This is a genomic window from Bacillus cereus group sp. BfR-BA-01309 (assembly GCF_022664315.1).
GTDB lineage: Bacteria > Bacillota > Bacilli > Bacillales > Bacillaceae_G > Bacillus_A > Bacillus_A mobilis.
In genome coordinates this window covers 78,155-101,485 of record NZ_JAKUHE010000016.1, presented here as the reverse complement: position 1 = coordinate 101,485, position 23,331 = coordinate 78,155, and the positions used below count along the sequence as shown (strand labels likewise).

The window sequence follows — 23,331 nt, the reverse complement described above, 5'->3', positions numbered from 1 at the left end:
CAAATCGCAAAAGACGCAAAAACAAAAGGAAATGTATACGTAAGTGTACAAAGCAAAGGTGAGTTAGAAAGTACGCGTACAGTGAAAGCATTTGATACAGAAATTACAGCCGCTCCAAATGCAAGTAATATTGTTGTATTAAATAATGATGCTGGTGAAGATGATATAGTTCGAGTAACAGGCTTAAAAGCCGGAGATGTAGTCAAAGTATACAACGTGGCACAAGAAGGTAACGAGTTGAAATCAGCAACCGTTGCTGACTCAAAAACGTCAGTAAATGTTAAAATTCCTCAATTAGGTGAGAAAGCAGGAAAGGTATACATTACAGTAACAAACGTGAATAAGGAAGAAAGTGTACGTGTAGCAAAAGATTTTATAGGTGAATAAAAGGATAAAGTATTAAAAATTAGTAGTTCAATAGAGAACGCCAGGAGGATGTAGATCTCTTGGCGTTCTTGTCTTTGGTTAAGTAAAATAAATAGTAATAAAAATGCTATTTTGAAAATGGAAATATTTAAATTTGAGGGAGGAATGGTTTTTTTATAAATGAAATAGCTGAATCCGATTTTATACTTTTTATATATTTTTGTATGTTAATTATTTGACAGATAATTTCGAAATGTTATAATATGGATATGTTGAAATTTATATTTTCTTAAAAGGCATGGGAGTCAGATGAGAATTGTGAAAGGATGAGGGGAGTGACACATAGTATGTATCACCACACAGCAATTAATGTATTAAGTCTTTTACAAAACATGTCAAATAATAAAATGAACGATATGAAACTAGATGCGGAATTCAAAAAAATAGAAAAACAATTCCGAATAGGGTATGAAGAGCTCGTTGATTTATATAATCGAATGGTATTATTTCAAATAGATATAGAAAAAAATGGCGGTATGCGAGCATATGAAAAATCGGTAATTACATGGCTGAAATCTGAATTAGAACTATTATATGAAGTGTATAAATTTTGTCAACGCCACGGTTTAAACATCACAAATATTTCAAAATATGTTAGTAAGAATGAATTGACTCTTTTTCCAAAAACAGAAAGCCAATTACAAAACACGTATTATAAATTAAAAAAACAAGAGATGGCGTTTGAAAATATTGAAAAACAAAAACCAGGGCGAAAGCGAAAATATAAACCTGTTAAAGAGAAGATTACTGAGACGAAACAAGAAAGAAAACAAGAAATAGAAGAAGAAGTTCGAAGTGAAGAGGATGAAAAAAGTCTTGTAACAGTTATATCAGGTATCGTTGACAACTTTGAAACAATTAGTCAATGTAGCGAAAAGAAGGAACGTGAACTACATCAATTTATGGAAGGTATTTATAAGCTTTCTAGCATGGCTGCAGATCGTTCAAAAGGTGAAAAAAATACACGTGACCTTCAAAGTCAATTAAAGTCGCTACAGTTTGAAAATGAAAGGTTAAAGAGGGAGAAGGAAGAACTCGTCTTTGATATTAAAGAAATGACGCATCGTTTAATTCATTTCATTACGAGCTCTGATATTGATCAAATTCGTACATTGCCTTTCTTTGTAAAAGAATGTAAACAAGATTTGCATAAATTAGGGCTATATAACGCACAAGATGGTAAAATGAAAATTATGGTTGATCGTAGTGGACAGGTTATGACTGTAACGCAGTAAGAAAATTTGGGTACAAAACAAAAGGGAACTACATAGTTTATATGTATTTCCCTTTTGTTTTGTGTAAAACTGCTTGATTGAAGGAAAAAATCATTATGTGAGAACGAACGTAGTGTACCTTTAATTAATAATTTAGTTTTAAAATAAATAGTGTTTAGAAGAAAAGAATATTTATGATATGAAAAAGAGTATGTGACTATGAAAAATCATCCACAATGCCTCATATAAGACAAAATGAGGGAATAGGTGGGGGAGGATCCTTGTATAAATATGGCTACGGGGAGAAACAAACTTTTTCTACGCAAGGGAAAGCTGACGATATATTAAGTAGTAGGGTTTCTTCTATATCCATAGATTTAGAGTGAATTGTCTCAATGATCTAGCGGAATCTCAGAGTTAGTTATAAGAACTCTCCCTAAAGGATGGACAAGGGAGGGAAAAGAGGAATATGAAACTTCATAAAAAGTTTAAAAGAGATTTTCTCAAATATCATTTAGTTCTTATACCCAAAGGTGTAAATGGTTTAATGGTTTCGGTTCAATTATGGATATTTTTTGTGAAAAACTTGGGTCCACTTTCATATATTTAGCCCCCTTGATATGACTATTCGTTTGTTTTAATAAAGAAGTATAGGTACTTGTGCTATTAACTGTTAAATTAAGAGAGTTTTTTTTATTAATATGGCTCAGTTGTTTAGGAAATCTTGAATTTCTATGTTGAGTAATTTGGTTCTGGATTATAGGTATAACTAAAATAATTAAAAAAAACATTAAAAAGTATGTATAATAATAATATAATGATTAATAGATGATACAGTCTGAAAAATAAAGGAGCCAAAAATAATATGAAACCGTTTATGTCAGCATGTTTAATTGTGAAAAATGAAGAGGATATGTTACAAAAATGTTTACAATCCCTTCAGGAGGGGATAGATGAAATTGTTGTTGTGGATACTGGATCTACAGATGCCACAAAAGAAATTGCAAAAGAGTTTACAGATAAAGTATATGACTTTGAATGGGTAAATGATTTTGCAGCCGCTCGTAATTTTGCAGCATCTAAAGCGAGTGGTGAGTGGATTCTTGCAATTGATGCAGATGAGTGTGTAGATGGAGAAAATTTTAAAAAGGCGATTAAGGAAGTTCAATTACAAAAGGATAAGTATAATACTTATATTGTTGATATTATGAATTTTGTAGGGAAGCATGGCGAACGTACAACAGTAAATAAAATGGGAAGAATATATAAAAATGACGGGACAATCTATTTTAAAGGAGCGTTACATGAACAGATTGTAGTTGCTGAAGGAGAACAGCATATAGGATTATCTTGTTTAATACTATATCACTATGGTTATTTATCTCATATAGTAGAAAAACAAAATAAAAAAGATCGGAATTTAAAAATTGTCTCGGAAGATTTACGTAATAAAAAAAATGACGGTTTTTCATTATTTAATTATGGACAAGAGTTACGTAGACAGGGGAAAACTAAAAAGGCATTAAATAAATTTGTTGAGGCGTATAAATGTAAAAAAAGTATTAATGAAGGTTGGATACGTACATGTCTATATTATATTATTGAAAGTTTAGTAGAGCTAAAGCGTTATGAAGATGCTTTGAAGATTGTAAAGGATACAGAGACATTATGGCCAGCGTCTCCAGATTTTATTTGCTGGAAAGGTGATATTTATTATCTACAGAAACGTTATGAAGATGCGAGGGAAATATTTGAAACAATAGTAACACATCAAGAAAACTATAATGAGGTTGCTTATCAATTTGATCGGAAAACATTTATTCCTCATGAACGTCTAGGCCGAATTTATGAAATAGAAAAAAATGATAAAAAAGCATTGCAACATTATATCCAAGCTCTGAATGAAAATGCATCATCTATAAATGTGATAATGAAAGTAACACATATTTTAAATAAATACCATTCTGCACAAGAAGTATATGAATTTTTAGTGCAGCAAAAAGTTTTCAAAACAGATGTGATACGATTAGAAGTAATAAAATATTTGCTAAGCATGGGTTTATCAGATTTACCAGTATTATTAGCACGTGATTTAGAAGAGCAAGCACTAGTTAAAGTAATAGAATTAAAAGCAAGTATTATTACAATACAATCTTCTCAGTTAGAAAGTATTGCTGTTAAAAGAGATGACTTATTATTAGGGATACAAAGAGGGATATTTGATATTGGAGATTTATGTGTATTATATGAAATGACACAGGATATATATGTACAAGAAGTTATACGGAGTTCCAATTTTAAACATGTATTCGAGATGTTATTTGGAGAGGTACGTGGTTTTAAGAAAATAAAGCGTGGTGAGTATTTAGCGATACTAGAAAAAGCGCTTCGTTATAATAAGCCAGAATTTGTAGAACGACTTATTACATATAAAAATATGTTTCATAAAGATATTCATGCTAAAATTGCGGATGTATTCTATGACACTGGCTATGAAGATATCGCTTTGGAATTTTATCAGTTAGCAGATGAAAATCATATCTCGAAACAGGGATATGTGAATATTATTGAATGGTTAATTGCTCAAAGTAATAAAAAAGAAGCACAGCGTATTGCTTTGCAGGCTATAGAGTTATTTAAAACAGATTTTCGCTTTTATAGATATAGTTTAGAAATGAATGAAGGAAATGTAGAAGGAGTAATGTCAAAAGCTGTGAATGTTTTTCCTGATAGCAACTGGTTAAAATACAGATTATTATTATCATTATAATATAAAATTAAATTTAAAATATGAACTATCTTTAGAGAACGGATAGTTCATATTTTATAAAGAATCGGAACCGTATGGAGAATTAATGATAAGATTAAATATTAATAGATGGAATTTATAATAGTTTGTACTTTTGTGATTATTTAACTGCAGGATTATCTACAGATTACTTTGAATAGATAAACTTATTATAGATATGAAAAGAGAAAAAGATGTTCAGGTTAAATTTTAAAAAAATTTCGTCTATTAAGAGTAATTTAGATTTTAACAAGTGAAATGAAAAATTTGAAATTAATATAAATATAGCTTATTAGAGAATTATAAATAAATAAATAAATAAAAACAAGCACTCTTTAAGAACGTATTGCTTATAAGAGTGCTCGCTTGTTAATTATGTTTACTAGATAAATATAATTTTGTAATGAAGTTCCATACCCTTTCGGAAGAGTTGCAATCTTGATATGCATGGATTTTATTTGAAACTTGTTTTCTCGCTTTTTGATAGTAAGAATGGTTGGTTTCATAGGCTGAAATTTCGTTTTGTAAGCTTATTTGATCAAATACTTTGGGACCGGGTGTCCATTCTTCATATGGTGTAAGTAAAAAACCACGATCCTCTTGATACTCTCCCAAATCTGTAGGTGTAAATATAATAGGTTTGTCTAATAATAAATAATCGAAATAAACAGAAGAATAGTCAGTGATTAAGAAATCTATTGCTCCTAATACTTCATATAGATCAATGTGCCATGCTATTAATTTTTCAGTTGGGAATAGGCTTATATGAGAAAGTCCTTTTAACATTTCACTATAATTCTCACCATATAATGGATGTGCTTTTACAATTAATTGATAATTATTTTTTTCTAAAAATTGATTAAAAGTACTTAGTTCAAAATGGTTAAAGCCAAATAAATTGGAAGAGTAATCTGTACTGTTAATTTGGCTAGTAGCACGAAATGTCGGCATATAAAACAAGAATTTTTGACCGGTATCATCCACATGTAACATTTTACATAATAATTCGCGGCTATTTGTATTAAATAGTAAATCATTACGAGGAGCCCCGGTGATTACAAAGTTATTAGGATCTACTCGTACACATTTATATAATAATTCATTATATAAATGTGAGTAGGAAGCTAAATAATTTAATGGTTTGAAAAATGAGGAAATACTATTTTTATTGTGATAATTTGGATCGGCATAAAACATCGTTTTTAATGGAAAACCATGCCATAAATCAATGACAATTTGGTCTGGGTTAAATTGTTGTTTATTGAAATTATACTCCATATTCGTTGTAACAACGATATCGCTGTCCATTATCTTTTGTGTATATGTGTGTGATATGTTATCTACTGAAATGAGCTCAATATCAAATTGTTGTCGTATATCATTAGGGATTGATTTATATAAAGCCAGGGTATTACAGCCACTGAAATTTCTATATGTAAGTAAAATTTTTGGATGCTTATTTTTTATTGTTATATCCTGTTTCTTAGTATTTGCAATAAGTTGAGCACTTGTTATGGTCCACAGATTATCTTTTTTTAATAAGAATACTTCATATAATGAGATGTATTCATTTTTTATAAGTTGGAATTGAACGATTGCACAATTAGTATTTATATCAAGAGACTGTATCTTCGGATAACAAATGGGATAGTTTTTTGTTTCATAGTTATATCTAGTTAAGTAGGTATTAACGTTTGCTAATACCAAATCTAAAATAGTATTTTTTTCTTCTGCTTCATTAATTTTTTTAGCAGACTGTGAAGCTGTAAGCATTTTTTCCTTAATAACTTTTAATAATTTTATGTAATACATTAAACTTTCCGCATTTATATGTTTAATATACTCTTCACCGGGCGTAACAAATACTTTTTGGAAGCTTCCAGTTTTTAAAACTAAATCGTTATCGAGAGTTTTAATCCAATCAATTAGGAGTTTGAATGTCTGTTGTTGAATAACTGGTTCATTTTGTGACAAGCTACCAATGAAGAGATATTGAACACTCCCTTCAATCAAATGTTTAATATATATAGTGAAAGAGTCATGTTCTAATCCATATTTACTTTTTTTAAAGCAGTTATGTACAGTATTAAATACATTGAATACATGTGGTAAATAAACTAAAGGGTTTGTAAATGCTGATTGTGTTAAAGATAAATTTTGTGATTCTCGTACTCTATAATAGTAAATAACAGACGAAATTGTAACAATGTTTTTTGCGTTAAAAAAAGTTTGTATTGCAAATGGCTGATTTTCAATATATTGGGTATCTTCTGCGAATTGCATTTCTTGTAGTAAGTCTTTTTTATATAACTTTCCGCAACTGAAAACATTAGAAATAATTTCAGAGTTTTCTTCAATAGAGACTCGTTGCGTAATTGGATCCTCTGAATGTGTGTGGATACTATTTAATTCAGTGAAATTTTGTATTGCTCCAATAACTAAGTCAGATTTATTTTCTTTCGCGATGCTATGCATAATTTCAATTGCTTGATTTGATAATATGTCATCAGAATCTACAAATGTAATATAGGAACCTCTGGATAATTTTAATCCTACATTTCTAGCAGCGGATACTCCTTTATTCAAATCTTGTTGAAAAAGTTGGATGTTTTTATTTTTTTCGGCAAAAGATAATGCTATATTTGCGGTATTATCTTTTGATGCATCATCAATAAGGATAATTTCTATATTTGAATAGGTTTGATTTAATAATGATTGAACTGTCTGCTCTATATATTCTTCAACATTATACATAGGGACAATTATACTAATTTTATCTTGCTGCACTCTATATGTCTCCTTTTAAAAACTTATCGTTAATGTTTAATTTGTATTAGTAAATATTTCGCGAAATTGGATTATCTTATAGGAATAAAGTTGAAATTAGTTTTGTTTGGCTGGAATTCTTGGATTTTGAATTAAGGTATTTGTATGTTAAGTAAATCTTTGTTGGCAGAAAAATTCAGATTAGTGAATAATAGGTATATTACGTATGTTTTTATAGTAAAATACACCTTTCTGCAAGCAGAAAGGTGTATTTTATTTTTATCTAATGGATTATTGTAATAATTTACTCACCATTTGCGGAGTTTGGTTTGCTTGAGAAAGCATGCTGATACCAGCTTCGTTTAAGATTTTAAACTTAGTCATTTCAGACATTTCTTTTGCCATATCTGCATCTTCGATTTGAGAAGCAGTTGCAGCCATGTTAGTTGCCTGATTATTTAAGCTTTCTACGTTAAAATCAAGACGGTTTAACGTTGCACCAAGTGTAGCACGATTTCCTGCAACTGTTGCAAGGGCTGCATCAATTGCAGAAATTGCTTCACGTGCAGAACCTGCATCAGATGCTTCTGTAAGGCTAGCAGCGCCTAAGTTCTCAATACCAATTACGATATCAGCAAGAGATAGGGCGCCAAGAGAAACACTTGATAAACTAACACCAACTTGTTGAGCTGATGACGTAGAATCCATAGTTTGAATTGTAATTGTTGAATCGTCTTTTAATAAGTTTTGATCGTTAAATTGTGTGTTATCAGAAATATAAGCAATCTGATTTTTTAATTCTGCAAATTCTTTTTGTAAAGAAGCTTGGTTTCCTTTTGTGTTTGCGCCGTTCGCAGATTGAGTAGCAAGGTCACGCATACGAAGTAAGATGTTAGATACAGAATTCATTGCAGACTCTGCAGTACGGATTAATGACATACCGTCTTGTGTGTTACGAGCTGCAACAGACATACCGCCTTCACGTGCTTTCATACGAGTAGCAATTGCTAAACCAGCAGCATCGTCAGCCGCACTGTTAATACGTTTACCACTAGATAAACGATTCATAGAAGTATTCATTTTGTCTTGGTTTTGGCGCATATACTCTTGAGTACGCATGCTGTTAATGTTTGTATTAATTCTCATGTTAAGAACCCCCATTTTTTTATATTGACTTTTCTGCAAATTGAAAAACGGTAATATGCGAAAAAATCAATTTCGAGATTTATTGTAATCCCTGTCATAGCGGGTGTCAACTAAAAATTCGAATTAATAAATATAAAAAAATAACAGTTTAACAATATATTCATTTTTTTATTACAATATTATTAAAAGGATTATTGCAAACTTTAAAAAAAAACTCTAATATTAGATTATCTTTGTTTACCGAAAAGGTGATATTATGTTAGTTGGAAATATAGTAAAAGAAGTACTTGCATATAAGAAAGGACAAATTCAGCAAAAGCTAAGTAGTCCACAAGCATTCGTTAGTAGTCGTTTTCAAGAGAAGTTGCAGAGTGAACCTGCGAAGGAGACGAAGGGTACTGCGCAGCCGGTAAATGTAGAGGATATGAGTCAGCCGGTACAATCTACGAAAATAGAAACGGTCGTAAATAAAACGGAACAATCTATTAATAAAGTAGAGGAAGCGAGTAAGCCTGAAGAAAAAGCTGAAACGAAGAACGTAGATGAAGTGCAAGTCGCACAAAAAGAGTTTGAACGACGTTTCCCAGAAACGAAAAATGAGGCTGCTGATACGTGGGGATTAACGAAGAAGTATAATATTCAAAAAATACGTTCTTTCAATGAGGGGAAGTATGAGGATATTATTGATCGAGTAAGTGGTACATACGGAATTCCGAAAACGTTAATTCAAAAAATGATTGAAGTAGAGTCTAATTTTAATCCGAAAACGGTGTCACATGCAGGTGCGATGGGTCTTATGCAGCTTATGCCAGCGAATGTGAAAGAGATGGGTATAAAAAATCCATTTTCACCAGCTGAAAGTATTGAGGGCGGCGTGAAAGAGTTAAGCGGTTATTTGAAGAAAAATAACGGCGATCTCGTACTAGCGCTTGCATCTTATAATGCAGGTCCTGGTAATGTGAGAAAGTACGGAGGCGTACCGCCATTTAAAGAAACGCAAGGATATATTAAAAAAATATTAAATATCGACGTTTCAAAATAAGAAATTTCATATATAGAGAGAACATGAAATTTTCGTGAACATAATATGGGAGTTGGCTAGATTTGAAATTACAAGATGATATTCCGTTAACAATTTATTTTGAAATCGGAAATACGAAAAAGAAAATTGAAGATTTGCTTCATATAACGAAAGGTACATTGTATCGTCTTGAAAATTCAACGAAAAATACGGTGCGTCTTATGCTTGAGAATGAAGAGATTGGAACCGGAAAGATTTTGACGAAAAACGGGAAGATGTATGTTGAAATCGTTGAATTGAAAAGGTAGGGAAGGGGATTGTCATGAGTGGCGAAAAATTAAGCCAAGAGCAAATTGATGCCCTGCTGAAGGCGGTAAATGAAGGCGAGGAAATGCCAGCTTTCGCACAAGAAGCAGGAAAGCAAGAGAAATTTCAAGAGTATGATTTTAATAGACCGGAGAAGTTCGGTGTTGAGCATTTACGTAGCTTGCAAGCAATTGCTTCTACATTTGGTAAACAGACGTCACAGACGTTGGCAGCGCGTATGCGTATTCCGATTGAGTTAGAGCCTTCAACGGTTGAGCAAGTTCCATTTACGAGTGAGTATGTAGAGAAAATGCCGAAAGATTATTATTTATATTGCGTTATTGATCTTGGCCTCCCAGAGCTTGGAGAAATTGTTATTGAGATTGATTTAGCGTTCGTTATTTATATTCATGAATGTTGGCTTGGCGGAGATAGTAAGCGTAACTTCACGATGCGCAGACCACTTACCGCATTTGAGTTTTTAACACTGGATAATATTTTTATGCTCCTTTGTAAAAATTTAGAGCAATCATTTGAAAGCGTTGTTGCGATTGAACCAAAATTTGTAACGACGGAGACAGACCCGAATGCATTAAAGATTACGACAGCAAGTGATATTATTTCATTATTGAATGTAAATATGAAAACAGAGTTTTGGGATACGACGGTGCGCATCGGAATTCCGTTCTTATCTGTTGAAGAAATTATGGATAAGTTAACATCTGAAAATATTGTCGAACATTCTTCGGATAAACGTAAAAAGTATACGTCTGAAGTGGAAGTGAAAGTAAATCAAGTGTATAAACCTGTTCACGTTGCAATTGGTGAGCAAAAGATGACAATGGGCGAGATTGAACAAATTGAAGAAGGCGATATTATTCCGCTCCGTACGAAAGTTTCGGATGAATTACTCGGTTATGTAGATGGAAAGCATAAATTTAATTGTTTTATTGGAAAAGATGGAACGCGTAAGGCGCTCTTATTTAAAAGTTTTGTAGAGTAGGAGGATCCATATGAAGCATGAAGTATCTCCTGTGTCATTAATGGGATTAGAAGATTTTGCAGGAAAGCGAAATGAAGCAGGTAAAGCACATATTGATACTGTTTCAGACATTTCGATTGAACTTGGTGTAAAGCTTGGGAAGTCATCTATTACGCTTGGTGATGTGAAACAGTTAAAAGTGGGCGATGTTCTGAAAGTAGAGAAAAACCTAGGACATAAAGTAGATGTGTATTTAAGTAATATGAAAGTCGGCATTGGAGAAGCGATCGTAATGGACGAGAAGTTCGGTATTATCATTTCTGAAATTGAAGCCGATAAGAAGCAAGCTGCGCTTATGAAAGCGCAAAAGCAAATGCAAGATAAAGAGTAGAGGAGGAGTCATATGTCGTATATGACGACCTTATTTCAAGTCGTTTTACTGTTTGGTGCGCTCGGCTACGGTGCATATTATATGACGAAAAAGACGCGCAAGCAGCAGTTTTTTAAGCAAGGTGAAAATGGCCATATTCAAGTAAAAGACGGTGTGTATTTAAATCATCAAACGAGCGCTTTTTTATTTGAAGTGGACGGCAAGCAAGTGTTCACTGTTATTAGTAATAACGGTGTACAATCTGTGCAATTAACAGGAACAGGAAATCAGTTTCAACAAGCGCTAGAAGACGCGGTGAAGAGTGAAACGAAAAAAGTAGAGGATCCATCATGAGAATAAAGAAACAGTTATCATTATTAGCCGTTATTTTCGTATTTTCTATCGTTTTTTCAATTATTTTTGTAAATCCAGCGTATGCGGCCCCGAACGGTTTTATTAATTTCGAAAATGGAAAAGAGTTTACGAGTAATTCAAGCGTACAGCTATTTGCACTCGTTACCCTTTTATCATTATCTTCTTCTATCGTTCTATTATTTACACATTTTACTTATTTTATGATCGTTCTTGGGATTACACGTCAAGGACTTGGGGTAATGAATTTACCACCGAACCAAGTACTTGTTGGACTTGCATTATTTTTATCACTCTTTACGATGCAGCCTGTACTTGGGCAGCTAAAGAGCGATGTGTGGGATCCGATGACGAAAGAGAAGATAACAGTAAGTCAAGCTGCGGAGACGACAGCTCCGATTATGAAAGATTATATGTCAAAGCATACGTATAAGCATGATTTAAAAATGATGCTGAAAGTGCGCGGAGAAGAGTTGCCGAAAGATTTGAAAGATCTTTCTTTATTTACGCTCGTGCCATCTTTTACGTTAACGCAAATTCAAAAAGGATTGTTAACGGGGATGTTCATTTATTTAGCGTTTGTATTTATAGATTTGATTATTAGTACACTGTTAATGTACCTCGGGATGATGATGGTACCGCCGATGATTTTAAGTTTACCGTTTAAAATACTTGTTTTCGTATATTTAGGTGGATATACAAAAATCGTCGACATTATGTTTAAAACGGTCGCCTGAAGCGTTTGATGCTATGTGATAGGAGTCATATAAATGAATACGTCACCAATTATAGATATTTTTCAAACCTTTTTTTATAAAGGAGTTATGATTTTAATGCCGATTGCCGGTGTAAGTATGATTGTCGTTATTATTATCGCCGTCATTATGGCGATGATGCAAATTCAAGAGCAAACGCTGACGTTTTTACCGAAAATGGCGAGTATTGTACTCGTTATTATCATTTTAGGTCCGTGGATGTTTCAAGAGTTAACGACGCTTATTTTAGATTTATTTGATAAAATCCCATCGCTATTGCGTTCGTACTAAGATAGGTGAACTGAAATGAATATGGAATTATGGGCGGCGACGTTTTTTGCGTTTTGCCGCATTACTTCATTTTTATATTTTTTGCCGTTTTTCTCAGGTCGATCGATTCCAGCGATGGCGAAGGTTACAGTAGGACTTGCCCTTTCGATTACAGTTGCCGATCAAGTTGATGTCTCTCATATCAAGACAGTTTGGGACGTTGCAGCTTATGCAGGAACGCAAATTGTAATTGGATTATCGCTTTCAAAAATTGTAGAAATGCTGTGGAATATTCCAAAAATGGCCGGGCATATTTTAGACTTTGATATCGGTTTATCACAGGCAAGTTTGTTTGATGTAAATGCAGGTTCACAGTCTACTTTACTATCAACCATTTTTGATATATTTTTTCTCATTATTTTTATTTCACTTGGCGGCATTAATTATTTCGTTGCCACGATTTTAAAGTCGTTTCAATATACAGAGGCGATTTCAAAATTGCTGACGACTAGTTTTTTAGATAGTCTACTCGCAACGTTATTATTTGCGATAACATCAGCGGTTGAAATTGCTCTTCCGCTCATGGGAAGTTTGTTCATCATTAACTTTGTTTTAATTTTAATCGCAAAAAACGCTCCGCAATTAAACGTTTTTATGAATGCGTACGTCATTAAAATCACATGTGGTATTTTGTTTATTGCGATGAGTGTACCGATGCTCGGTTATGTGTTTAAAAATATGACGGATGTATTGCTTGAGGAATATACGAAACTATTTAACTTTTTCTTAACGAAGTAGGGGGACGCGCATGGCAAAGGATAATAAAACAGAAAAGGCCACCCCGCAGAAGCGTAAAAAATCGCGTGAAGAAGGGAATATTGCCCGGAGTAAAGATTTAAATAATTTATTTTCCATACTAGTATTAGCAGTTGTCGTTTATTTTTTCGGAGATTGGCTCGGTTATGAGATTGCAAACTCTGTAGCGGTGCTGTTTGATCAAATTGGCAAAAATACAGATTCGACCGAGTATTTTTATTTAATGGGGATTTTACTACTAAAAGTATCAGCTCCCATATTAATACTCGTATACGCTTTTCATTTATTCAATTATATGATTCAAGTCGGTTTCTTATTTTCTTCTAAAGTCATTAAGCCGAAAGCGTCGCGTATTAACCCAAAAAACTATTTTACGAGATTGTTTAGTCGTAAAAGTTTAGTAGATATTTTGAAATCACTATTTTATATGGGGTTAATTGGTTACGTTGCTTACGTTCTCTTTAAAAAGAATTTAGAGAAAATCGTTAGTATGATTGGATTTAACTGGACTGCGTCACTTACTGAAATTATTAGGCAAATTAAATTTATCTTTTTAGCTATTTTAATTATATTAATCGTTCTTTCTATTATTGATTTTATTTATCAAAAATGGGAGTATGAGCAAGATATTAAGATGAAAAAAGAAGAAGTAAAACAAGAGCATAAAGATAATGAAGGGGACCCGCAAGTAAAGGGAAAACGAAAAAACTTTATGCATGCGATCTTGCAAGGGACAATTGCGAAGAAGATGGATGGTGCAACATTTATTGTAAACAACCCGACTCATATTTCGGTCGTACTTCGGTACAATAAACAGGTTGATGCGGCGCCAATTGTCGTTGCAAAAGGGGAAGATGAGCTCGCATTATATATACGAACACTTGCCCGCGAACAAGAAATACCAATGGTGGAAAACCGTCCGCTTGCTCGTTCTTTATATTATCAAGTCGAGGAAGATGAGACGATTCCAGAAGATTTATACGTAGCTGTAATTGAAGTTATGCGCTATTTAATTCAAACGAATGAACTTGAAGTATAATAGCGCGTTTGGAGGAGATCTCTTGTGTTTAAGATAGATTCTGCAAGAACCTATTTTTCTATCTTTTTAGCAGCGTCATTCGTAGTGGCGCTCTTAATTCCACTTCCACCATTTATACTTGATATCGTTATCGTTTTTTTACTAAGTATGTCAGTGCTTATTTATATGCGAGCAACAAGTATTAACGAGTGGGATGAATTAAAGTCATTTCCGACGATGCTGTTATTAATCGGGATTTTCCGCGTATCGATTAACGTATCGACGACGCGAGCGATTTTGACAGACGGAAATGCGGGGCATGTTATTGAAGAGTTTGGTCAGTTCGTAATTGGCGGGAACTTATTAATTGGTATCGTTATTTTCATAGTATTAATCATATTCCAGTTTATCGTTGCAAACGGTGCGTCTCGTACTGCTGAAGTTGCGGCTCGTTTTACACTTGATTCTTTACCCGGGAAACAAATGTCAATCGATGCGGATTTAAATCAGCGTATTATTACTGAAAAAGATGCACAGGCAAAACGAAAAAAGTTAAATATGGAAACAGAGTTTTACGGGGCGATGGATGGTGCCGGGAAGTTCATTAAAGGGGACGTTATTTTCGGGATCGTCATTTTATTCGTAAACATTATTTTCGGTTTAATTGTCGGCATAATGCAGCAAGGAATGAGTTTTGCTGAAGCAGCTATTCACTATACACAGTTAACTGTCGGTGATGGAATCGTAAACCAGATTGGTTCATTAATGCTTGCGATTTCAACTGGTATTATCGTAACGCGTGTATTTGACGGTTCACCTGATACAGTAACTGAAGGTATCTTTAAAGAGTTATTAGCACATGAAGTCGTTGTATATGCGCTTGGTGGTTTATTTATAGCAATGGGTATTTTTACTCCGTTACCATTTCTACCATTCGCACTCGTTGGTGGAACAATTGTCTTCTTAGGAATTCGTAATAAAAACCGAATAAAGAAAGAAAAAGAAGACGAGCTTCAAAAAGAATTAGAAATGATTCAAGGCGAAGATGAACAACTGCAACAAGTGGAAGATTCATTCGGAGTATTTACAGATAAATATCCAATTATAGTAGAACTCGGTTTAGATTTAGCAGCACTTGTAAAGCAGAAGATTAACGGGGAAACAGCTCGTGATAAAGTTGTTCTTATGAGGAAGTCGATTATTACCGACCTTGGTATTAACGTTCCTGGCATTAACTTTAAAGATAATACGAGTTTTAGACCACGCGGACGTTACATTATTCGTATTAAAGGTGCGAAGGCAGCTGAAGGTGTTTTAAAATCAGGTTACTTATTAGCATTGAAAACACCGAATGTAATGGCCGATTTAGATGCAGAACCAGCGAAAGATCCAATTTTCGGTGAAGATGGATATTGGATTTTAGAACATATGGTACAAGATGCACAAATGAAAGGCTATCAAGTATTAGAGCCACTTAGCATATTAATTACACACTTAGATGTTATCGTTAGACGTAATCTTCATGAGTTAATTCAGCGTCAACATGTAAAAGACTTAATTAACTCGCTTGAAAATGATAACGGCGTTTTATTAGAAGAGATTAAGAAGAAAGAAATTGACTTATCACTCGTTCAAAATGTTATTAAACAACTTTTAAAAGAGGGTATTTCTATTCGTGATTTACCAACCATTATTGAAGGTATTATTGACGGAAAAGAAATTTATCAAAATCATGTCGACGGTGTAACGTCATTCGTCCGTGAATGTATTTCAAAAGTGATTTGTGAAAATGCGAAAAATCCTGACGGTAAAATTTATGCGGCGCTCTTCTCGGATTCAATCGAGTTAGATGCGGATGTTGTAAATAATTCATACCAAGGTTACTTATTAAACTGGGATTTAGATTTGGAAACACGTGTTGTTGAACAAGTACAACGTGTCTTTAAACAAGCTCGTTTAATGGGAAGAGAACCAGTATTATTAACGCGTAGAAAAGATTTCAGATTTGCGATTGTAAGACTTCTTGAGCGTTATCAAGTAGAAGCGCAAGTACTTTGTATTAGCGAATTAGCACCGGAAATTGTTGTGGATCAAATTGCCTATATTGAATAGTAGGGGGTGAAGTAATGGAAAGTACAGAAAAGAAAGAAGCGTTAATGCGAATAAAAGCAGCTTCGAAAAATGAATTGTATCGAAAGTTATTTGACCAATATGGTACAGATTATTATTACGTTGTCGATGAAAGTGTAAAACGAAATATCCCGTTTTTTTGGAAAAAGAATTATGAAATGTTAGTTGCTTTTCCAGAGGATAAACAGGAAGAAGTGAATGAAGGCACAGCTCAATTTCATGAACAACTAATGGATGTTGTGAATGATCCTTCAGAACAAATTATGAAGGTGAACGGAATTCAATCGGTACTGCACAATTTAGAAAACGTGACGACTCCTATGTCATACGCGGCGATGCAAACAGGAAATAGTGAAGAATGGGCAAGAAAGAAAGAAAAACTATTAAAGCTGTTTGAAAAAGGTATCGTCGTTGTGAAACAGACGGAAGAGACGAAAGTAACGAAAAAGCAAAAAACTGTGAAAAAAGTCGTTCCCGTTAAGAAAGAAGAAGTTGTTGTAAAGACAGAAAAGCAAGAATCTGTACCGTTTATTATTCAAAAGGTAATTCGTATGCTAGAGCAAAACGATGTAGAACAATACTTCATTCATGCATATGCTGAAAAGTTAAAAGTGAAGTTTGAGAATGCGACGATGATTACAGAAGAAGAAGTGATCGAATATATATTGGAAGATATGAGATCTCATTTCAACACGGAAAACGTTTTTGAAAAAGAAGTGCAAACAATTGCATTAATCGGTCCAACTGGAGTTGGAAAAACGACGACACTTGCGAAAATGGCATGGCAATTTCACGGTAAGAAAAAAACGGTCGGTTTTATTACGACAGATCATTCGCGCATTGGAACAGTACAGCAACTGCAAGATTACGTCAAGACAATTGGATTTGAAGTAATCGCTGTACGTGATGAAGCTGCAATGACAAGAGCGCTAACGTATTTTAAAGAAGAAGCGCGCGTCGATTATATTTTAATTGATACAGCCGGAAAAAATTATCGTGCGTCAGAAACGGTGGAAGAAATGATTGAAACGATGGGACAAGTAGAGCCAGATTATATTTGCTTAACGTTATCAGCTTCGATGAAAAGTAAAGATATGATTGAAATCATTACGAATTTTAAAGATATTCATATTGATGGTATCGTATTTACGAAATTTGATGAAACCGCAAGTAGTGGTGAATTATTGAAAATTCCAGCCGTATCATCAGCTCCAATTGTATTAATGACAGACGGGCAAGACGTGAAGCAACATATACATATCGCTACAGCTGAACATTTAGCGAAACAAATGTTGCAAACATCATAGAAAAGAGGTGAAGGATAAGGCAACTGCCTTATTCAAACGAGTATGAACGGTCTTTATATAGGTTCTATGGGTATGATGAATTACATGCAGCGCATTAATGTTCATTCGAATAACGTTGCAAATGCTCAAACGACAGGATTTAAAGCAGAAAATATGACTTCTAAAGTATTTGATGTACAAGACACATATCGCCGCGGAGATGGAGCCGTGACAAATATCGGTTCGGTCGATTACGCTGTAGTACCAGCCGCGACGCATGTGAACTTAGTACAAGGAAATATCCAAATGACAAATAGTGATACAGATTTCCTTTTAGATGACGGAACTGCTGGCACAGCTTCGTTTTTCGTTACATCTAAAAATAATGAAACGTTTTTAACGAGAGACGGTAGTTTTACATTAAATAGTGATCGTTATTTGCAAACAACTTCAGGTGCTTTCGTAATGGGAGAGAATAATGAACGTATTCGTATTCCAGAAGGAGCAAAGGTAGCTGTACAAGCAGACGGTATGTTATATGATGCAGTGACACAAAACAATATTGCTCGCTTGCAAACAAAAACAGTAGGTGCAGAAGCGAATAATCGTCTCGTACAAAGAGAGAACAAAAGCTTTACACTAGCAGAAGGAAACATTGCTGATTTACCGAACGGAGCAGGGACAGTAAAAAATCATATGCTAGAAAATTCAAATGTAGATATGACGAAAGAGATGGCTGATCTTATGACAGATCAAAAAATGATTTCAGCGTCACAACGCGTTATGACTTCATTTGATAAAATTTATGAAAAAGAAGCAAATGAAATATTGAGATAAAGGACTTCCCATAGCGGAAGTCTTTTTTTATTATTGCATTTATTTCAGTTACATCATATAATGATAATGATTATCAATATCATTATATCTATTTTCATCAGAATGGAATTTCATAATGACAGCAACATTGCTTAACTAGGTAAATTAAAAACAAGGGGATGGTGTGTATGTCTACAAAAAAACAACTTTGCATTGGATTATGTTTAATTTCTAGAAAGAAAGAGCAAGAAAGTGAGTTTAATTCGGGAATTGAAGAGCAAGTAGAGTTAGCGAAACAGGCAGAAAAATCGAAGTTAGACTTTGTTTTTAAAGCGGATTATTTAGTGGCACATCCAGATTTAATTGCTCGTAATAAGGGAAATGTCATTTTAGATCCGACGTTACTGTTTACTGCTATTGCGTATGCAACAGAAAAAATTGGAGTCGTTACGACTGCTTCAACGTCGTTTTATCCACCATATATATTAGCAAGGCAGTTACAATCTTTACACTGGATTAGTAATGGCCGAGTAGGCTGGAATATTGTCACATCCATTGACGGCGCTGAAAACTTTGGTGAGGAAGGGATGCCATCATCAGAGGAACGATACGCGAAAGCGGCAGAATGTACAGCGTTAGTAAGAAAACTTTGGGGAAGTCATCCTAATGAAGTATTGAAAATAAATAATCCTGATGTGATTAGAGAGATGGTAAAGCCTATTGAACATAATGGCGAATACTTTAAGGTGAAAGGTCCACTTAATATTCCGCAGCATATTGCAGGGGAAATGCCATTATTTCAAGCTGGTGCTTCAGAATCAGGACGGAATTTCGCTGCTTCTGTTGCGGATGCAATTTTTGCTGCAACGCCGGATGTAGAGTCAGGAATGGAATTGCGTCAAGATTTAAGAAGAAGAGCAGAACAGCATGGCCGTAACCAAGATGATATACGCGTATTACCGGGATTATATTTCTTTATCGGTGATACATATGAAGAAGCGTTAGAGATGCATAGGCAAGCACATCAACATCTCACAAAAGAAAAGAGATACTCATTACTCGAAATGGTTCTCGGACTAGATGCGAGAGGGATTCCGTTAGAAAGTAAGATTACGGAAGAGATGTTGCCAAGTCGTGATCAAACTGTTCGCAGTAAAACACACGCTGAATTATTACGGAACTACATTATTAAAAATGAACCAACTGTGGAACAAATACTAGAACGACCAGAAGTTGTTGGCTCGGCTCATTGGGTTGCGGTTGGTACAGCGCAAGACGTTGCGAAACAAATTATGGATAGATTTGAGGCAGGAGCGTTAGATGGATTTATTGCTATCCCAGGAGGGCCTCCAAAGTCACTAGATCTATTCTTTCGTGAAGTTATTCCTTTATTCGTGAAGGCCGGTGTATTTAGGGAAGAGTATACAGGTTCTACTTTACGAGAGCATTTGGAGGAGAATCTATCAAATATGCTGCAGCTAAAATAAGTGAAATAGTATGTAGAAAAAGCCTTTTAATTAGAAGGCTTTTTATTTTTAGGTGAAATTTCTGAATTATCAATTGACTTTACTGGTCTGTTTTTTTATATTAGTAGGTATACTAATAACTACTAATATATATGTATCGTTTTGAGATGAGAGTTATATAGAATGTGAGGGTTTGCTGATGGATGAAATTATAAAGGAATTACAAAAGTTAGGTTTTTCCCAGTATGAATGTAAAGCGTATATTGGACTACTAAAACATTCCCCAGTAACAGGGTATGAAGTGAGTAAACAAACAGGGGTACCTCGTTCGATGATTTATGAAGTACTCGGTAAATTGATGGATAAAGGAGCGGTGCATATCGTTCCTACTGAACCAGTGAAATATGTACCAGTACCAGCTACGGAGTTAATGAATCGAATGCGAAAAGATTTTGAAAAGTCCTTTGAATTTTTAGACCAGAAATTAAATGGTTTAGAACAAGAGCGACAAATAGATGTAATTTCGCATATTCGCTCCAATGATCGTGTTGTAAAAGAAATATGCAATATAATTAATAGGGCGAAGGAAGAGTTATGGATTTCTGTATGGGAAGATCAAGTGCATGAAATTGAACCATATATTCATCAAAAGGAAGAGGAAGGTGTACATATATTTTCGATCTTATTTGGCGCTCCACATACAAAAATAGGCGCGACGTTTCATCATAATTATATGACGCCCCACGTTGTTGAAAAGAGAATGGGTGGTCATTTAACTGTTATTGCTCGTGATGGAGAGGAAGTATTAATTGCGAACTTCTCAAATGATAGCACTTCATGGGCCGTTACAACGTATGACCCAGCTTTAGTTCTCGTTGCTACAGAGTATGTGCGGCACGATATTATGATCGAAGAAATCACAAAGGAATTTGGAGCTGATAAGTTAGATACGTTATGGCGTGAGAATATAGATTTAGTTCATGTCGTAACAGGAAAACGAACGATGAAAGGAATGGAGGATGATACGGATGAGTAAAGCTCAGGCACATGTAGCTTTGCAGAGTGATGATACATTTCAGCAAGGAGTAAAAGATTGTTTACCAACTGTATTTGGTTATTTGAGCATCGGTATAGCAGCTGGTGTAATTGCAAAAACAGCAGGTTTCTCCATCATTGAAATTGCGTTTATGTCCACTTTAATTTATGCAGGTTCTGCCCAATTTATATTAGCTGGTATGTATGCAGCTGGTGCGCCTGCTTCAGCAATTATTTTTACCGTCTTTTTTGTTAATTTACGCCACCTTCTAATGAGTGCTGCGCTCGCGCCGTACTTTACGAAACTGCCTCTATTAAAAAACGTAATGATTGGTTCTCAAATTACAGATGAAACGTTCGGCGTTGCAGTGCAACACGCAGCGCAAAAAGGATATGTAGGCGACAAGTGGATGATGGGGTTAAATGTAACAGCATATTTAAATTGGATTCTTGCTACTATTATTGGCGGGTTGTTTGGTGAGTGGATACCTGATCCGCATACGTACGGGATGGATTATGCATTACCAGCAATGTTTATCGGATTATTTGTACTTCAGCTCATAAGTAGTAAACCCAAACTAGCAATTCATCTTACTGTTGCTATTGTAGCGATAATAATCGCATACGTTTCACACTTATTTATGCCAGATAGTATAGCGGTTATTATCGCAACATTACTAGCTGCGACGATTGGAGTTGTGATTGAAAAATGGAAATAAGATTGGAAGTACTATTACTTTTACTAGCAGCAGGAGCTGTTACACTCGTGCCACGTATTTTACCTCTACTCGTATTTAGCAAACTTCAAATTCCGGACTGGGGTTTAAAATGGTTAAATTACATACCAATTGCGATATTAGCAGCACTTTTAGCACAAGTATTATTTATGCATGAGACGATGCAGTGGGATTACCTTATCGCAGCAATTCCAACATTTCTTGTAGCGATATATACTCGTAGTTTATTAGGTACAGTATTAACGGGCGTGATTGTGATTATTTTGTTACGTTTCTTTTTCTAAAAAGGATTACGCTCATATAATAGCGAAAGGTGTAATAACATGAACGATATAGGGGTGGTGTTATGATACTTTTAACGATAGGAGCAATTTTGTTAACATTGTTTATTTTCTTTATTATCGGCTTCATTACGTTTATGATGTTTGTTGATAAGGCGACACCTCAAATATATTACACACCTTGTGAATCAGTGACAGTGAAAACTAAAGGTAAACATAGAAGGAAGAAAAGTTGATTGTTGGCTTTTCTTTCTTTTGTTTTATCTGATTTTTCTGTATAATTTAAGTTAGTTATCCAACTAACTTAAAGGAGGTCGTAGAAGTGGCAAAACCAAATGTTGTTAATAAAGAGAAGTTACTAGAAGCAGCAAAAGCAATTATTGCAGAGAACGGGATGGAAAAGTTGACATTAAAAGCAGTTGCAGAGAGTGCTCAAGTTACACAAGGTACCGTATATTATCATTTTAAAACGAAGGATCAATTATTACTTGAAGTAACTGAATCGTTTTGTAAAGCGTCATGGGAACAAATAGGAAAGGATGTACAGTTAGAGAAGGCTTTACAGTCTGCGGAAAGTAGATGTGTGAAAGATTCAATGTATCATCATTTGTTTTTTCAATTAGTAGCTAGTGGATTAAAAAATGATGCGATGAAAGATAAAATTGGTGGATTGTTACATTATGAAAATCAAAAATTAAAAGGAGTGTTAAATAAAAAAATAGGAGATACAATGACATCTCAAATTTCAACTGAAACATGGAGCGTTTTATGTAATGCGTTAATTGACGGATTGGCATTGCAAGCATTATTTAATCCATCTTTTTCTACGGACAAAGTATATGGTGATTTATATATGCTCTTGGAAAAGCTTACAGCGTTACAAAAGGGAGGTAATGTCAGTGAATAATAGATTTTGGCTCACTATTTTATTTTCGATTGGCGTTTGGTTTTTTGTCTCAGCATTCTTCATTATTTTTGGTTCTTCCGTTTTATTAGAATACACTTCAAATAGGTTTTTTCTACAATTGACATTTCTGGAATTAGGAACAGCTATAGCTTTATACTTTATAATGTGGTTATACAAAAAACTAGATACTACGAAATATGCAGTTATTAAGTTAGGTATATGTGGTACAGCAATCGGTTTAATTTTAGATTCTTACATCTTATATAATTCTTCTAATCTATTCTCACAATTCTCCTCACAGCAAATCATATCATTTACCATTTGGATGGTTATTGCTTATGCATTATATTTAACAATCCCTTTCGTCATGGAGCGAAAAAAATTGTTGTAAAGAGGCATTTTATCCTCTTTACAACAATTACA

Annotated in this window: 23 protein-coding genes and 1 pseudogene; 22 read left to right on the top strand and 2 right to left on the bottom strand. The window is 34.1% G+C overall.

Going from position 1 to position 23,331, the window contains the following annotated elements:
- The 3 genes and pseudogenes from MR115_RS24135 to MR115_RS24125 all read left to right on the top strand — a co-directional run.
- A pseudogene (locus MR115_RS24135) lies at nt 1-387 on the top strand (IMP dehydrogenase); the annotation flags it as partial.
- A gap of 326 nt (nt 388-713) precedes the next feature.
- Complete coding sequence (locus tag MR115_RS24130) at nt 714-1,661, top strand: DNA-binding domain-containing protein (protein WP_242243028.1); 948 nt, start codon at nt 714-716, stop codon at nt 1,659-1,661.
- Between the two features lie 844 nt (nt 1,662-2,505).
- A complete protein-coding gene (locus MR115_RS24125) occupies nt 2,506-4,410 on the top strand; it encodes a tetratricopeptide repeat-containing glycosyltransferase family 2 protein (protein WP_242243025.1) in 1,905 nt (634 codons plus the stop codon).
- Between the two features lie 387 nt (nt 4,411-4,797).
- Here MR115_RS24125 and MR115_RS30110 read toward each other — a convergent pair whose 3' ends face one another.
- Both MR115_RS30110 and MR115_RS24115 read right to left on the bottom strand, forming a co-directional pair.
- Nucleotides 4,798-7,215: a bifunctional glycosyltransferase/CDP-glycerol:glycerophosphate glycerophosphotransferase gene (locus MR115_RS30110; protein WP_242243024.1), complete on the bottom strand. Its 2,418-nt coding sequence runs from the start codon at nt 7,213-7,215 to the stop codon at nt 4,798-4,800.
- 270 nt (nt 7,216-7,485) lie between these two features.
- Nucleotides 7,486-8,340 carry a flagellin N-terminal helical domain-containing protein gene (locus MR115_RS24115; protein WP_076536514.1) on the bottom strand — a complete coding sequence of 285 codons (855 nt, stop codon included), beginning with the start codon at nt 8,338-8,340 and terminating at the stop codon, nt 7,486-7,488.
- A 256-nt stretch (nt 8,341-8,596) separates the two neighbouring features.
- On the opposite strand from MR115_RS24115, the gene MR115_RS24110 reads away from it, so the two are divergent.
- The 19 genes from MR115_RS24110 (at nt 8,597) to MR115_RS24020 (ending at nt 23,299) form a co-directional block, all read left to right on the top strand.
- Entirely contained in the window at nt 8,597-9,382 is a 786-nt protein-coding gene (locus tag MR115_RS24110) for a lytic transglycosylase domain-containing protein (RefSeq protein ID WP_242243023.1), read from the top strand.
- A gap of 62 nt (nt 9,383-9,444) precedes the next feature.
- On the top strand, nt 9,445-9,669 hold the full coding sequence (locus tag MR115_RS24105) for a flagellar motor switch protein FliN (RefSeq protein ID WP_000775712.1): 225 nt from the start codon (nt 9,445-9,447) through the stop codon (nt 9,667-9,669).
- A gap of 14 nt (nt 9,670-9,683) precedes the next feature.
- Nucleotides 9,684-10,670, top strand: coding sequence for a flagellar motor switch protein FliM (gene fliM, locus MR115_RS24100; RefSeq protein ID WP_242243022.1), 987 nt, complete (start codon nt 9,684-9,686; stop codon nt 10,668-10,670).
- A gap of 10 nt (nt 10,671-10,680) precedes the next feature.
- Nucleotides 10,681-11,040 carry a flagellar motor switch protein FliN gene (fliN, locus tag MR115_RS24095; protein ID WP_242243021.1) on the top strand — a complete coding sequence of 120 codons (360 nt, stop codon included), beginning with the start codon at nt 10,681-10,683 and terminating at the stop codon, nt 11,038-11,040.
- A 12-nt stretch (nt 11,041-11,052) separates the two neighbouring features.
- Entirely contained in the window at nt 11,053-11,373 is a 321-nt protein-coding gene (locus MR115_RS24090) for a hypothetical protein (RefSeq protein ID WP_000121176.1), read from the top strand.
- Nucleotides 11,370-12,128, top strand: a complete 759-nt coding sequence (locus MR115_RS24085) for a flagellar type III secretion system pore protein FliP (RefSeq protein ID WP_098267350.1) — start codon at nt 11,370-11,372, stop codon at nt 12,126-12,128. Before MR115_RS24090 ends, MR115_RS24085 begins: the two co-directional genes overlap by 4 nt.
- A gap of 33 nt (nt 12,129-12,161) precedes the next feature.
- Complete coding sequence (locus tag MR115_RS24080) at nt 12,162-12,437, top strand: flagellar biosynthetic protein FliQ (RefSeq protein WP_064449842.1); 276 nt, start codon at nt 12,162-12,164, stop codon at nt 12,435-12,437.
- A gap of 15 nt (nt 12,438-12,452) precedes the next feature.
- Entirely contained in the window at nt 12,453-13,214 is a 762-nt protein-coding gene (locus tag MR115_RS24075; protein ID WP_001055718.1) for a flagellar biosynthetic protein FliR, read from the top strand.
- A 10-nt stretch (nt 13,215-13,224) separates the two neighbouring features.
- Nucleotides 13,225-14,271, top strand: a complete 1,047-nt coding sequence (gene flhB / locus MR115_RS24070) for a flagellar type III secretion system protein FlhB (RefSeq protein ID WP_001040116.1) — start codon at nt 13,225-13,227, stop codon at nt 14,269-14,271.
- Nucleotides 14,272-14,295: 24 nt separating this feature from the next.
- Nucleotides 14,296-16,362: a flagellar biosynthesis protein FlhA gene (gene flhA, locus MR115_RS24065; RefSeq protein WP_242243020.1), complete on the top strand. Its 2,067-nt coding sequence runs from the start codon at nt 14,296-14,298 to the stop codon at nt 16,360-16,362.
- Nucleotides 16,363-16,376: 14 nt separating this feature from the next.
- On the top strand, nt 16,377-17,687 hold the full coding sequence (gene flhF, locus MR115_RS24060) for a flagellar biosynthesis GTPase FlhF (RefSeq protein WP_242243019.1): 1,311 nt from the start codon (nt 16,377-16,379) through the stop codon (nt 17,685-17,687).
- Nucleotides 17,688-17,729: 42 nt separating this feature from the next.
- Complete coding sequence (locus tag MR115_RS24055) at nt 17,730-18,503, top strand: flagellar basal-body rod protein FlgG (protein WP_255864079.1); 774 nt, start codon at nt 17,730-17,732, stop codon at nt 18,501-18,503.
- A 167-nt stretch (nt 18,504-18,670) separates the two neighbouring features.
- A complete protein-coding gene (locus MR115_RS24050; RefSeq protein WP_242243017.1) occupies nt 18,671-19,969 on the top strand; it encodes an NtaA/DmoA family FMN-dependent monooxygenase in 1,299 nt (432 codons plus the stop codon).
- A gap of 178 nt (nt 19,970-20,147) precedes the next feature.
- On the top strand, nt 20,148-20,984 hold the full coding sequence (locus tag MR115_RS24045; protein WP_061680563.1) for a TrmB family transcriptional regulator: 837 nt from the start codon (nt 20,148-20,150) through the stop codon (nt 20,982-20,984).
- Nucleotides 20,977-21,702, top strand: a complete 726-nt coding sequence (locus MR115_RS24040) for an AzlC family ABC transporter permease (protein WP_242243016.1) — start codon at nt 20,977-20,979, stop codon at nt 21,700-21,702. The genes MR115_RS24045 and MR115_RS24040 overlap by 8 nt, the downstream gene beginning before the upstream one ends.
- Nucleotides 21,693-22,004 carry an AzlD domain-containing protein gene (locus MR115_RS24035; RefSeq protein WP_063263665.1) on the top strand — a complete coding sequence of 104 codons (312 nt, stop codon included), beginning with the start codon at nt 21,693-21,695 and terminating at the stop codon, nt 22,002-22,004. Before MR115_RS24040 ends, MR115_RS24035 begins: the two co-directional genes overlap by 10 nt.
- 62 nt (nt 22,005-22,066) lie before the next feature.
- Entirely contained in the window at nt 22,067-22,237 is a 171-nt protein-coding gene (locus MR115_RS24030) for a DUF3951 domain-containing protein (protein ID WP_000602236.1), read from the top strand.
- An 86-nt stretch (nt 22,238-22,323) separates the two neighbouring features.
- A complete protein-coding gene (locus MR115_RS24025) occupies nt 22,324-22,908 on the top strand; it encodes a TetR/AcrR family transcriptional regulator (RefSeq protein WP_242243015.1) in 585 nt (194 codons plus the stop codon).
- Nucleotides 22,901-23,299, top strand: coding sequence for a DUF5367 family protein (locus MR115_RS24020; RefSeq protein ID WP_242243014.1), 399 nt, complete (start codon nt 22,901-22,903; stop codon nt 23,297-23,299). The genes MR115_RS24025 and MR115_RS24020 overlap by 8 nt, the downstream gene beginning before the upstream one ends.
- Nucleotides 23,300-23,331: the final 32 nt, after the last annotated feature.